The organism is Arthrobacter sp. ISL-28 (genome assembly GCF_018613875.1).
In the GTDB taxonomy this organism is placed as follows: Bacteria; Actinomycetota; Actinomycetes; order Actinomycetales; family Micrococcaceae; genus Arthrobacter.
This window is the reverse complement of record NZ_JAGGPJ010000013.1, coordinates 83,368-96,492: the sequence shown is the minus strand read 5'-3', so window position 1 is coordinate 96,492 and position 13,125 is coordinate 83,368. Positions and strand designations below refer to the sequence as shown.

The following is a 13,125-nucleotide window of genomic DNA, read 5'->3' as shown; positions in this document are numbered from 1 at the left end:
CGCTTAAAGAAAACGCTCCCGCACTTCCTGCCGCCCTTTTTGGGACGCTCCCTCACTTCCTGCCGCTTAAAGAAAACGCTCCCGCATGTTGGTGCGGGAGCGCTTGCGTTCTTGCAGGACGTGAGGGAGCGTTGGGAAAAGCGCGACGAAAGTGCGGAAGCGTTTGGAAAAGCGCGACGAAAAGTGCGGGAGCGTTTGCTACTGGGCCTTGCCCAGGAACTCCTGCAGCCGGGCTACGCCGGTGGCGAGGTCGTCGTCACCGAGGGCGTAGGACAGCCGCAGGTAGCCGGACGGGCCGAACGCCTCGCCCGGAACTACGGCAACCTCCACCTCGTCCAGGATCAGGGCAGCGAGTTCGGCGGAGGTCCGGGGACGAACCGGACCGTTCGCCGTCGGGAATTCCTTGCCGAGCAGAGCGCGGACGTCCGCGTAGACGTAGAACGCGCCCTTCGGCGTCGGGCATTCAATGCCCTCAATCGCATTGAGACCGGCAACGATTGCCTTGCGTCGGCGGTCGAAGGCCACCTTCATCTCGTCGACGGCGGTCAACGGGCCGGAAACAGCCGCAAGGGCCGCGATCTGGGGGATGTTGGACACGTTAGACGTGGCGTGGGACTGGAGGTTGGTGGCGGCTTTGATGACATCGGCCGGGCCGATCATCCAGCCGACGCGCCAGCCGGTCATCGCGTAGGTCTTGGCCACGCCGTTAAGGATCACTACCTTGTCACCCAGTTCCGGAACGGCCGTGGCGATCGAGGTGAACGGGACGCCGTCGTAGGTGAGGTGCTCGTAGATTTCATCGGTCACCACCCACAGGCCCTTGGCGGCGGCCCACTGCCCGATTTCGGCCACCTGTTCGGGGGAGTAGACGGAGCCTGTCGGGTTGGACGGCGACACGAAGAGCAGGATCTTGGTGCGGTCGGTGACTGCCGCCTCCAGCTGCTCCACTGTCACCAGGTAGTTCTGCTCCGGACCGGCGAAGACCTCGACGGGCACGCCGCCGGCCAGCCGGATGGCTTCCGGGTATGTGGTCCAGAACGGCGTGGGGACAATCACTTCGTCGCCCGGGTCAACGAGGGTGGCGAACGTGTTGTAGACGGCCTGCTTGCCGCCGTTGGTGACCAGCACCTGGGAGGGGTCCGCCTTGTAGCCGGAGTCCCGAAGGGTCTTCTCGGCAATGGCCTTCTTCAGCTCCGGCAGGCCGCCCGCGGGGGAGTAGCGGTGGTATTTCGGCTGGCTGGCTGCTTCGATGGCCGCTTTGACGATGTAGTCCGGGGTTGGGAAATCAGGTTCGCCGGCTCCGAAGCCGATCACGGGCCGGCCGGCCGCCTTCAGCGCCTTGGCCTTGGCATCGACGGCCAGGGTGGCGGATTCGGCAATGGCGGAAATGCGTTGGGAAACGCGGGCGGCAGACATGGCGGGTCCGTTCTTCGCTTGCAGCTGGGTAGCTGAATGGTGGAATTCGACGGAATCTACTCTATGCTGTTCACCGGATCGTTCGAGGTGGGGCGCGGCTATGTGACTGGAATCCGGTCACCTTGCCCAAACCGCAAAGAGGGTCCGAAGCGAGGCTGGTTCGACGTAAGCGAAGTTGTTGCGTAGACTAGTTCTCCGGTGTTGAAAACACGATGATGACGTGCGCCTCAGGACAGTCTGGGTCAATCGCGGCCTGGATCGGTTTTCAATCCACGGGGATCAGTTTTGATCCATAGGGTAGTGGCGCAATTGGTAGCGCAGCGGTCTCCAAAACCGCAGGTTGCAGGTTCGAGTCCTGTCTGCCCTGCGCAAGCTGTTCCGGCGAAACACCGGGGCAAGCGCAGCAACCATGGTTCAGTTCAGAGCCGGGTAATCCGACATTGCGAGGATGAGTGAGGACCAGGTGACCGAAACGGCTGCAAGCAGCTCCAAGGGCCGCCCCGCAAAGAAGGCCGACAAGGCTGGCTTCTTCGCTCGCATCGCACTCTTCGTCCGCCAGGTAATCGGCGAACTGAAGAAGGTTGTCGCCCCCACCCGCAAGGAACTGATCAACTACACGCTCGTGGTGCTGGTATTCGTGGCCATCATGATGGTCATCGTCACCTTGCTGGACCTGGGCTTTGGGACCGCGGTGAGCTGGATCTTCGGCGGTACAGGCCCCACGGACCGCTAGGGCGATCAGTCCGCAGACTGCGTCGGCTCTTCCGATATCCGGAAGGAGCTGCGGAGTGTGCGGAATTGAGCCATTTAAATAGGCATGTTAGGCAATGAGGAAGCAGGAGACCAAGTGTCTGAGCACAAGCTCGAGGTAACTGAGACTGAGCTGGATGGGCCCGCGGACAGCACGGCCGACGCCGCGGCTGACGCCGTTGAAGGGTCTGAGGTTGAGTCTGCTGCACCCGAAACCGACGTCGACGACGAAGCGGCCGCTGACGCTGACGCTGACCCCGAGAACGAAGCCGACGCCGAGGACGAAGCCGAGGACGAAGCCGAGGCTGACGATAATGCTGAAGCAGCCGAAGGCGGCGCCGAAGAGGCAGACGCCCTGGCAGCCGCTGCCGCAAAGGCGAACGTCGATCCCGCAGAGGAATTCAAGGCCAAGCTGCGCCGCCAGGAGGGTGACTGGTACGTCATCCACTCCTACGCCGGGTACGAAAACCGCGTGAAGGCCAACCTTGAGACCCGCATCCAGACCCTGGACATGGAAGATTACATCTTCGAAATCCAGGTTCCCATGGAAGAAGTCGTTGAGATCAAGAACGCTCAGCGCAAGGTAATCAACCGAGTCCGCATCCCCGGCTACGTGCTGGTCCGCATGGACCTGACCGACGCCTCCTGGGGCGCCGTCCGCCACACCCCGGGTGTCACCGGCTTCGTGGGCAACGCCCACAACCCCGTGCCCCTCCGCCTCGACGAGGTCTTCTCCATGCTCGCCCCGGTCTTCGAGGAAGAGCAGGCCGAGAAGGGTAAGCCCGTCAAGCACGCCGCCGCACCGGTCGACGTCGACTTCGAGGTTGGCGAATCGGTCATCGTCAAGGAAGGTCCGTTCGAGACCCTCCCCGCCACGATCTCCGAGATCAAGGTTGATTCCCAGACCCTCGTGGTGCTGGTTTCCATCTTCGAGCGCGAAACGCCGGTTACCCTGGCGTTCAATCAGGTCACGAAGATCTAGCTGACCACCAAAGATTTCGTCCCGGAACTGCCCGCTTTAGCAGCTCCGGGACGGCAGACCGCCTCGCCATGGCGGTCAACCACCTGAGGCACGCTCCTGTGTCCCAGGACGCATTTGAGAGAAGGACCCTACATTGGCTCCCAAGAAGAAGGTCACCGGCCTCATCAAGCTGCAGATCCAGGCAGGTGCCGCTAACCCGGCCCCGCCGATCGGTCCTGCGCTTGGCCAGCACGGTGTCAACATCATGGAATTCTGCAAGGCGTACAACGCTGCGACGGAAGCCCAGCGCGGCAACGTTATTCCTGTTGAAATCACGGTCTATGAAGACCGCTCATTCACATTCATCACCAAGACCCCGCCGGCTGCAGAGCTCATCAAGAAGGCTGCAGGCGTCGCCAAGGGTTCAGCTACCCCGCACACCGTCAAGGTTGCCAAGCTGACCCAGGCCCAGGTCAACGAGATCGCCTCCACCAAGATGGAAGACCTCAACGCCACGAGCCTCGAAGGCGCAGCGAAGATCATCGCCGGCACCGCCCGCTCCATGGGCATCACCGTCGAGGGTTAAGTTCCCTCACCGCTGTTACGGCGCCGGGATCGGGAAACCGATGACGACGACGGGCAGCACCGCCGGGGAACCGGCACCACTGAAACATTGAGATGTCGGAAAATCCGGATCAAGCAGCCGGATGTCCGACTGTGGCAGGGCCCAGCGCGGTCCGCAGACCACAACTGCACAAGGAGAAATAAGCAGCATGGCAAAGCGCAGCAAAGCATACGAGGCAGCCGCAGCCAAGATCGACGCGGAGAAGTTCTACGCGCCGTTTGAGGCAGTGACCCTCGCCAAGGACACCAACCCGTCCAAGTTCGACGCCACCGTTGAGGTTGCCTTCCGCTTGGGCGTTGACCCTCGCAAGGCTGACCAGATGGTTCGTGGCACGGTCAACCTGCCCCACGGCACCGGTAAGACCGCCCGCGTCCTCGTCTTCGCAACGGGCGACAAGGCTGAAGCAGCAATCGCTGCCGGCGCCGACTTCGTTGGTTCCGATGACCTGATCGAGAAGATCTCCGGCGGCTGGACCGACTTCGACGCCGCCGTTGCCACCCCTGACCTCATGGGTAAGGTTGGCCGCCTCGGTAAGGTCCTCGGCCCGCGTAACCTCATGCCGAACCCGAAGACCGGTACCGTGACCGCGGACGTCACCAAGGCTGTCAACGACATCAAGGGTGGAAAGATCGACTTCCGCGTCGACAAGCACTCCAACCTGCACTTCATCATCGGCAAGGTTTCGTTCGACGCCGTCAAGCTGGCCGAGAACTACGCAGCTGCTCTCGAGGAGGTGCTTCGTCTGAAGCCGTCCGCTTCCAAGGGCCGCTACATCCAGAAGGCAACCGTTGCCACGACGTTTGGTCCCGGCATCTCCGTTGACCCCAACGTCACCAAGGTGCTGACCGAGGTCTAATCCCCTCGCGAACCACCCGCCGGTCTTCCGGCAGGCACTAAAGGACCGCCCGGCATTGCGCCGGGCGGTCCTTTGCTTTCCCGAGGTGCTGCTCTGTCACCGACCGGGTACGACGGCGGCGGCGGCAGCGCAGTAAAAGGCATGTCCAGGGCGACGGATACTCCGCGTCGACCCAAACACGTAGTCTATGAGAGTGAGCGGCAGAAACGGCTGGGAAGATGCCCCCTTGGCAGGTGAAGTGCGGATCGAACAGTTGTTCATCCCGAATTCAATAGACGCGCCCGATGCTGCGGATTTTCTCGCCGCAGTGGAAGTGGGGCGCAAGGTCCGGATGCAGACGTGGGGGAGCGACGACCTCGCGTACGCCCCGCTGGAGAAGCTCCTCGAGCTGGACGATCCCTACGAGCGCCAGGTCATCCTGGTGGCCAAGGTCGACGGGGAAATCGTGGGCACCGCGGATATCGCCCTTCCCCTGACCGACAACCTTGACCTGGCCGAGTTCACGCTGGATATCCTGCCCGAGTACCAGGGCAAGGGCGTGGGCCGGCAGCTGCTGGAAGCCGCGGAAGGGTTCGCCCGCGACGAAGGCCGGTCCATGATCCTCATCGACACCAACCACCCGGGGGCGTCGTTGCACGAATTTGAACCCGAGCAGTTGGTGCCGGGGTCCGGGCAGGGCTTCGTGCCGCTGGGCAGCAGGGAAGTGGAGTTTGCGCGCCGCACCGGCTATACCCTCCAGCACATTGAGCAGTTCAGTTCCTGTGCCCTGCCGCTCGACAGCAAGCTCGTGGCGGAGCTCGAGGCCGAGGCCGAGGAAGCGAACAACGGCCGGTACCGCCTCCACCACTGGACCGACCGCTGTCCAGAACGGTGGCTCGAATCGGTTGCCGCCCTCGAGAACCAGGCCGGCGGCGACGCCCTGCCTGTCGGCGGAAGCGAGGAGGAGGGCATGGTCTTCGACGCCCGCATCCTGCGCGAAGCGGAGGACGTCACCATCGCCCAGGGACGGCGCACGGTGGTGACCGCCGTCGAGCATATTGCCTCCGGAACCTTGGTGGGTCTGACCACCATCAGCGTCCTGGCACAGCGGCAGGACGTCGTCTTCCAGGACGACACCGTGGTGCTGCAGGAACACCGCGGCAACAAGCTTGGCCTGCTGATCAAGGTGTCCAACATGGAGCGGCTCACGGAGCAGTTTCCCGATGCCCGCGTGATCTACACCTGGAACGCCCCCGAAAACCGGTACCTCCTGACGGTGAACCGCCAGCTTGGGTTTACGACGGCGGGAGTCACCGGAATCTGGCAGAAGGAACTTCCGGATATGGGACCCAGTACCAGCTGACCGAACAACCGGCCCACGTCACCGGCTGCCGATTTGGCGGTCTCGTGCGGCGTCCCGTAAGCTTGAAGGACCAAAGACCGTCGGTTGTTGGAAATCCACTCTTTCGAGCTCAGCTCAACTCTGCAGTTGTGTGCGGAAGGGCCAGTGGGTTTCCGGACGAAGGACCCTGAACATAGGGCGGCCGGCGCAGGTGAACGTAGCAAAGCTCCGCGGTTCTGAACCGCGTTTGAGCCAAGCCCCGTGCATCTGCGCGGGGCGTTTTTAGTTTTAGCTCACCTGAGCGGGGACCCGGAATACCGGCACTATCCCCGGAAGGAGGGTTATGGCAACGCCTACCAAGGTTTCAGCAGTAGCTGAGATCACTAACGATTTCAAGGAATCGAACGCCGCTGTCCTGACCGAATACCGTGGGCTCACCGTTGCACAGCTCAAGCAGCTGCGTGTTTCTCTCGGCCAGGAGACCAAGTTCTCGGTCGTCAAGAACACCCTGACCGCAATTGCAGCCAAGGAAGCTGGTGTCGAAGCTTTCGACGGCCAGCTCGCCGGCCCCACTGCAATCGCGTTCATCAAGGGTGACGCAGTTGCAGCTGCCAAGAGCCTGACGGATTTTGCCAAGGCCAACAAGCAGCTGGTCATCAAGACCGGCTACTTCGAGGGCAAGGCTCTGAACGCCAGCGAAGTTGCCGCCCTGGCAGCACTCGAGTCCCGCGAGCTGCAGCTCGCGCGTGTTGCAGGTGTCCTCAAGGCTCCTGCTGCCGCTGCTGCACGCATCATCGACGCACTGCGCCTCAAGCTTGAAGAAGAGAACGGTGCTCCGGCTGAAGCCGCAGCCCCCGCCGCTGAAGAAGCACCCGCCGCAGAAGCAGCAGAGGCCGAAGCTCCGGCCGAAGCCGCCGCAGAAGAGAACTGATTCTCTTTTCAAACCAGACTCCGGTGTGAAGGCATGGCATGACGCCGCCGATCACCACTATAGGAAGGACGCCAACCATGGCGAAGCTCACCAACGAAGAGCTCATTGAAGCTTTCAAGGAACTGACCATCATCGAGCTCTCCGAGTTCGTCAAGCTCTTCGAAGAGACCTTCGAAGTTACCGCGGCTGCTGTTGCTGTCGCTGGCCCCGCCGGCGGCGCTGCTGCTGAAGAGGCTGAAGAGAAGACTGACTTCGACGTCGTCCTCGAAGCTGCTGGCGACAAGAAGATCGCAGTGATCAAGGAAGTCCGCGCCATCACCTCCCTGGGCCTCAAGGAAGCCAAGGACCTGGTTGACAGCGCTCCCAAGGCTGTTCTCGAAGGCGCCACCAAGGAAGCTGCCGAGAAGGCAAAGGAAGCCCTCGAGGCTGCCGGCGCCACTGTTACCCTCAAGTAACGTTTGCTTTCAGGGGAATCCCCGTCCACTCCGGTGGGCGGGGATTCCTGCGTTTAACCCAACAACGCGGGGTCACTTACAGCCCAATTCGGTCGGTTTATTGGTCTGTAAGTGACCCCGCGTTGCCTTTTGGGCGGTTGTCAGTTGGGATCGCTGATGTCGGCCACCACTGCGCGCAGCGCGGCCGTGAGGGCGTCGGCGTCCACGAAGGCGCTGTAGCCGTGCTCGCCCGCACCCATCGAGATGCGGCGGCCGGTAATGGTCTGGTCCGCATAGACCGGCCACGCCGTGGTGCTGCCCAGCGGGGTGATGGTTCCGCGCTCATACCCGGTGGCTTCAAGGGCCACGTCCGCGCCGGGCATGGACAGTTTATTCACGCCCACGAGGTTCCGGAGCTTGGGCCAGGAGATCTGCCGGTCCCCTGGAATGAGGGCAAAGAGGAAGCTGCCGTCCTTGTGCTTCACCACCAGGGACTTCACGATGTCGGCGGGTGTGATGCCCAGGATCTGTGCGGCCTCCTCAAGGCTGTGCGCGGCCAGCCGCTCCACGATCTCCACGTCCAGGCCACGGGCGGCGGCGTCGGCCAGAAAGCGTTCCCTGCCGGCGCCGGTCGCGCCTGAGCCATCGGGTCCCGGGCCCGATAGGGCCTCCATCAGTCCCGGAACAGGAGGAGGGCTTCGCCCTGCCCGCCGCCGCCGCACAGGGAGACTGCAGCCTTGCCCTGGCCGCGGCGTTTCAGTTCGAGGGCCGCGTGGAGCGCCAGCCTGGCACCGGAGGCGCCGATCGGGTGGCCCAGGGCGATGGCCCCGCCGTGGAGGTTGCACTTCTCCAACGGGTAGTCCAGGTCCTTGAGGGACTGCACTGCCACGGAACCGAATGCCTCATTGATTTCAATGAAGTCCAGGTCGGCCGTGGTCCAGCCGGCCCGGTCCAGGGCATTCCGGATCGCGTTGGATGGCTGGGAGTGGAGGGAATTGTCCGGTCCCGCCACCTGGCCGGGTTTGCCGACAACGGCAAGGTACTCCAGCCCGTTGTCCTCGGCGAACTTGCGGGATGTGAGCACCAGGGCCGAGGCGCCGTCGGACAGGGGGGAGGAGTTGCCGGCGGTGATGGTGCCGTCGGTGACGAACGCCGCCCGGAGTCCTGCGAGGGACTCAATCGACGTGTCCGGACGGATGCCTTCGTCGGAGGACACCACCACGGGATCGCCCTTGCGCTGCTTGACGCTGATCGGTGCGATCTCGCCGTCGAAAACCCCGTTCTTTGAGGCGATGGCCGCCCGCTGGTGCGAGTGCGCTGCCACGTTGTCCTGGGAGGTCCGGTCGATGCCCAGGACGAGGTTCTTGCTTTCGGTGGAGAGCCCCATGGAATGCCCGTCGAAGGCATCGGTCAGGCCGTCGTGCGCAGCGACGTCGAGCGCCTGGACGGCGCCGTAGTTCCAGCCTTGACGCGAGCCTGGCAGGACATGCGGTGCCCGGGTCATCGACTCCTGGCCACCCGCGACGACGACGGTGGCATCGCCGCTGCGGATCATCCTCGCCGCGTCGATCACGGCGGTCAGTCCCGAGAGGCAGACCTTGTTGATGGTCATGGTGGGGACGTTCCAGCCGATGCCGGCGCCGATCGCGCTCTGCCGGGCCGGGTTCTGGCCGGCCCCGGCCTGGAGCACTTGGCCCATGATGACCGCGTCCACCTGGTCAGTGCGAAGTCCGCTGGCATCGACGGCCGCCTTGATGGCATGGGCCCCGAGTTCGACGGCGGTGAAGCTCGCCAGTTGCCCGTTGAGGCGCCCCTGCGGGGTCCGTGCGCCGGAAAGGATGACAACGTCATTGTTGTCTGCGGAGTTGCTCATGGTTATCTCTTCCGATCTGTATCGACGTAGGCCCAAGGGTACCGTGAGCCGGATCACCTATCCATTCAAACGCTGCGGCCGGAGCGTGCATTCCGCGGCAGCAAAATCGCAGCAGCACATGCCTGCAGCAAAATATCGGCCGTCAAATGGGAGGGAGACTAGGTGCCTTCGGCAACAGTGCTTGCAATAAGCCCGGAAGTGGGGTAGACACGCGTTAAGTTTTGCCGTATCGTAGATATTTGCGTCTTCCCTGTTTACCTTCAGCCTTCATATAGCGGTGGGCTTCTCCTGGCAGCTGCTCCATCAATGTGTCGTATACAACGTCACCAGCATGGGCAGACCAGGTCCCGGGTCATATAGCGGAACCGGATGGTAGCACTGCGGAGTCACTCTGCAGGGTACATAGCGGGGGAGATCTGAAAACGCCTGAAGGTCTGTGGAAGGATCCCTCTTGGTCGCCTCGAGCACCTCTAATAACGAAACCGCTAACACGGCAAGCACCGATGGTGCCACTCGCCGGCTCTCATTCGCAAAGATTCACGAACCTCTTGACGTTCCGAATCTGCTCGCCCTGCAGACGGACAGCTTCGACTGGCTGGTCGGAAATGAACGCTGGCAGGCAAGGGTAGCGAAAGCCGTCGAAGAAGGCGACCTCAGCGTCGCCACCACCTCCGGTCTTTCCGACATCTTCGAAGAGATCTCCCCGATTGAGGATTTCCAGGGCACCATGTCCCTGAGCTTCTCCGATCCGGAGTTCGCTGATCCCAAATACACCATGGCTGAATGCAAGGACCGGGACGCTACGTACTCGGCACCGCTGTACGTCAAGGCCGAATTCATGAACAACAACACGGGCGAAATCAAGCAGCAGACCGTGTTCATGGGTGACTTCCCGCTGATGACCGAGAAGGGCACCTTCGTCGTCAACGGCACCGAGCGTGTCGTCGTCTCCCAGCTGGTCCGTTCGCCGGGCGCCTACTTCGAGCGCACCGCTGACAAGACCAGCGACAAAGACATTTTCACCGCGAAGATCATCCCGTCCCGCGGTGCATGGTTCGAGCTTGAGATCGACAAGCGCGACCAGGTCGGCGTGCGCCTTGACCGCAAGCGCAAGCAGTCCGTCACCGTGCTGCTGAAGGCCCTCGGCTGGACCGAAGGCCAGATCCTCGAGGAGTTCGGCCAGTACGACTCCATGCGCGCCACGCTGGAGAAGGACGCCACCGAAACCCGCGAAGACGCCCTGCTGGACATTTACCGCAAGCTGCGTCCGGGCGAGCCGCCCACCGTTGAGGCTGCCCAGTCCCTGCTGGACAACCTGTACTTCAACTCCAAGCGCTATGATCTGGCCAAGGTTGGCCGCTACAAGATCAACCGCAAGCTTGGCATCGACCGCTCCCTTGGCGACAAGGAAGCCTCGGTCCTGCACGTTGAAGACATCGTCGCCATGATCAAGTTCCTGGTTGCGCTCCACGCCGGTGAGAAGACCCTCATGGGCAAGCGCGACGGCCAGGACCACGAGCTGCGCGTCGAGATCGATGACATCGACCACTTCGGCAACCGCCGCATCCGCGCCGTCGGCGAGCTCATCGAGAACCAGGTCCGCACCGGCCTGTCCCGTATGGAACGCGTCGTCCGCGAACGCATGACCACGCAGGACGTCGAGGCCATCACGCCGCAGACCCTGATCAACATCCGCCCGGTCGTGGCAGCCATCAAGGAGTTCTTCGGAACGTCCCAGCTGTCCCAGTTCATGGACCAGAACAACCCGCTGTCGGGTCTGACCCACAAGCGCCGCCTGTCGGCGCTTGGCCCGGGTGGTCTGTCCCGTGACCGTGCAGGCATGGAAGTCCGAGACGTTCACCCGTCCCACTATGGACGTATGTGCCCCATTGAGACCCCTGAAGGCCCGAACATTGGTCTGATCGGTTCGCTGGCTTCCTATGGCCGCATCAACCCCTTCGGTTTCATCGAGACGCCCTACCGCCTCGTGGCCGACGGTGTCGTTTCGGACGAGGTCCAGTACCTGACGGCCGACGACGAAGCAGAGGTCCTGATCGCCCAGGCCAACGCTCCGCTGGATGCCGACAAGAGGTTCGCCGAAGAGACCGTCCTCGTCCGCGCCCGCGGTGGTGGAGGCGAGCCCGTGCTCGTCCCCGCAGCCGACGTGCAGTTCATGGACGTTTCCCCGCGCCAGATGGTGTCCGTGGCAACCGCCCTGATCCCGTTCCTCGAGCATGACGACGCAAACCGTGCACTCATGGGTGCCAACATGCAGCGCCAGGCTGTGCCGCTGGTCCGTTCCGAGGCACCCTTCGTGGGTACCGGCATGGAACGCGCCGCTGCTGTCGACGCCGGTGACGTTGTCATCGCGAAGAAGGCGGGTGTGGTCACCGAGGTCTCCGCTGAACTGGTCATCATGCTCAACGATGACGGCACGGAAACCAACTACCGCATCAACAAGTTTGCCCGCTCCAACCAGGGCAACTGCTACAACCACCGCGTTCTGGTGAGCGAAGGCCAGCGCCTGGAGGTCGGCGGCATCATCGCTGACGGCCCGGCAACGGACCAGGGTGAACTCGCCCTCGGTAAGAACCTCCTCGTGGCATTCATGTCATGGGAAGGCCACAACTTCGAGGATGCCATCATCCTGTCCCAGCGCATCGTCGCTGAGGATGTCCTCTCCTCCATCCACATCGAGGAGCACGAGATTGATGCCCGCGACACCAAGCTTGGTGCCGAGGAAATCACCCGTGACATCCCCAACGTCTCCGAGGAAGTCCTCGCAGGCCTGGACGAGCGCGGCATCATCCACATCGGTGCCGAGGTTGAAGCCGGCGACATCCTGGTCGGAAAGGTCACCCCGAAGGGTGAAACCGAACTGACCCCGGAAGAGCGCCTGCTGCGCGCCATCTTCGGTGAGAAGTCCCGCGAAGTGCGCGACACCTCCCTGAAGGTGCCCCACGGCGAGTCCGGCACCGTCATCGGCGTCCGCGTCTTCGACCGCGACAACGACGACGAGCTGCCCCCGGGCGTGAACCAGCTGGTCCGCGTCTACGTGGCTGCCAAGCGCAAGATCACCGACGGCGACAAGCTCGCCGGCCGTCACGGCAACAAGGGTGTTATCTCCAAGATCCTTCCGATCGAGGACATGCCCTTCCTTGCCGACGGCACCCCCGTTGATATTGTCCTGAACCCGCTGGGTGTGCCGGGCCGTATGAACGTCGGCCAGGTGCTGGAAACGCACCTCGGCTGGGTTGCCAAGACCGGTTGGAAGATCGAAGGCGAGCCCGAGTGGGTCAAGCAGCTGCCGAACCTTCCGCGCGAGAGTGGCCAGACCACTGTTGCAACGCCGGTCTTCGACGGTGCCCGCGAAGAGGAAATCACGGGCCTGCTGGACTCCACCAACCCGACCCGCGACGGTGACCGCCTGATCAACTCCTCCGGCAAGACCCGCCTGTTTGACGGCCGCTCCGGCGAGCCGTTCCCGGATCCGATCTCGGTCGGCTACATGTACATCCTGAAACTCCACCACCTGGTGGACGACAAGATCCACGCGCGCTCCACCGGGCCGTACTCCATGATCACGCAGCAGCCGCTGGGTGGTAAGGCTCAGTTCGGTGGCCAGCGCTTCGGTGAAATGGAAGTGTGGGCGCTCGAAGCTTACGGCGCCGCCTACACGCTCCAGGAGCTCCTCACGATCAAGTCGGATGATATCCACGGTCGTGTGAAGGTCTACGAAGCCATCGTCAAGGGCGAGAACATCCCGGAGCCGGGCGTTCCTGAGTCCTTCAAGGTCTTGATCAAGGAAATGCAGTCGCTGTGCCTGAACGTGGAAGTGCTTTCCACGGACGGAACCACAATTGAAATGCGTGACTCTGATGACGCAGTCTTCACGGCTGCGGAAGAACTGGGCATCGATCTGTCTCGTGCAGAGCCCAGTTCCGTAGAAGAGGTCTAG

11 protein-coding genes and 1 tRNA gene are annotated in these 13,125 nt (G+C 62.8%); 9 read left to right on the top strand and 3 right to left on the bottom strand.

The features are described from left to right. Nucleotides 1-198: 198 nt before the first annotated feature. Nucleotides 199-1,416, bottom strand: a complete 1,218-nt coding sequence (locus J7E80_RS10270; protein ID WP_215051348.1) for a pyridoxal phosphate-dependent aminotransferase — start codon at nucleotides 1,414-1,416, stop codon at nucleotides 199-201. 294 nt (nucleotides 1,417-1,710) lie between these two features. Here J7E80_RS10270 and J7E80_RS10265 point away from each other — a divergent pair. The 8 genes from J7E80_RS10265 to rplL all read left to right on the top strand — a co-directional run bounded on the left by J7E80_RS10265 (nucleotide 1,711) and on the right by rplL (nucleotide 7,315). Next, nucleotides 1,711-1,783 (top strand) — tRNA-Trp (locus tag J7E80_RS10265). An 81-nt stretch (nucleotides 1,784-1,864) separates the two neighbouring features. Next, the gene (gene secE / locus J7E80_RS10260; RefSeq protein WP_215051347.1) at nucleotides 1,865-2,149 is read left to right on the top strand and encodes a preprotein translocase subunit SecE; all 285 of its coding nucleotides are present in this window, start codon (nucleotides 1,865-1,867) and stop codon (nucleotides 2,147-2,149) included. 114 nt (nucleotides 2,150-2,263) lie between these two features. Then, nucleotides 2,264-3,148: a transcription termination/antitermination protein NusG gene (gene nusG, locus J7E80_RS10255; RefSeq protein ID WP_215051346.1), complete on the top strand. Its 885-nt coding sequence runs from the start codon at nucleotides 2,264-2,266 to the stop codon at nucleotides 3,146-3,148. A gap of 133 nt (nucleotides 3,149-3,281) precedes the next feature. Next, a complete protein-coding gene (gene rplK, locus J7E80_RS10250; protein WP_003803853.1) occupies nucleotides 3,282-3,713 on the top strand; it encodes a 50S ribosomal protein L11 in 432 nt (143 codons plus the stop codon). A 187-nt stretch (nucleotides 3,714-3,900) separates the two neighbouring features. Beyond that, nucleotides 3,901-4,608, top strand: a complete 708-nt coding sequence (gene rplA / locus J7E80_RS10245) for a 50S ribosomal protein L1 (protein WP_215051345.1) — start codon at nucleotides 3,901-3,903, stop codon at nucleotides 4,606-4,608. 226 nt (nucleotides 4,609-4,834) lie between these two features. Next, nucleotides 4,835-5,950 (top strand): GNAT family N-acetyltransferase, encoded by a 1,116-nt coding sequence (locus J7E80_RS10240; protein WP_251036720.1) that lies wholly within the window; start codon nucleotides 4,835-4,837, stop codon nucleotides 5,948-5,950. 322 nt (nucleotides 5,951-6,272) lie between these two features. Beyond that, complete coding sequence (gene rplJ, locus J7E80_RS10235; RefSeq protein ID WP_215051343.1) at nucleotides 6,273-6,860, top strand: 50S ribosomal protein L10; 588 nt, start codon at nucleotides 6,273-6,275, stop codon at nucleotides 6,858-6,860. Between the two features lie 77 nt (nucleotides 6,861-6,937). After that, nucleotides 6,938-7,315 carry a 50S ribosomal protein L7/L12 gene (gene rplL, locus J7E80_RS10230; RefSeq protein ID WP_215051342.1) on the top strand — a complete coding sequence of 126 codons (378 nt, stop codon included), beginning with the start codon at nucleotides 6,938-6,940 and terminating at the stop codon, nucleotides 7,313-7,315. A gap of 140 nt (nucleotides 7,316-7,455) precedes the next feature. Here the strand turns inward: rplL and J7E80_RS10225 are convergent, their stop codons facing one another. Together J7E80_RS10225 and J7E80_RS10220 are read right to left on the bottom strand one after the other, a co-directional pair. After that, the gene (locus tag J7E80_RS10225) at nucleotides 7,456-7,968 is read right to left on the bottom strand and encodes an aminoacyl-tRNA deacylase (RefSeq protein ID WP_215051341.1); all 513 of its coding nucleotides are present in this window, start codon (nucleotides 7,966-7,968) and stop codon (nucleotides 7,456-7,458) included. Then, nucleotides 7,968-9,167, bottom strand: coding sequence for an acetyl-CoA C-acetyltransferase (locus J7E80_RS10220; RefSeq protein ID WP_215051340.1), 1,200 nt, complete (start codon nucleotides 9,165-9,167; stop codon nucleotides 7,968-7,970). The genes J7E80_RS10225 and J7E80_RS10220 overlap by 1 nt, the downstream gene beginning before the upstream one ends. A 451-nt stretch (nucleotides 9,168-9,618) precedes the next feature. On the opposite strand from J7E80_RS10220, the gene rpoB reads away from it, so the two are divergent. Next, nucleotides 9,619-13,125 (top strand): DNA-directed RNA polymerase subunit beta, encoded by a 3,507-nt coding sequence (gene rpoB / locus J7E80_RS10215; RefSeq protein ID WP_215051339.1) that lies wholly within the window; start codon nucleotides 9,619-9,621, stop codon nucleotides 13,123-13,125.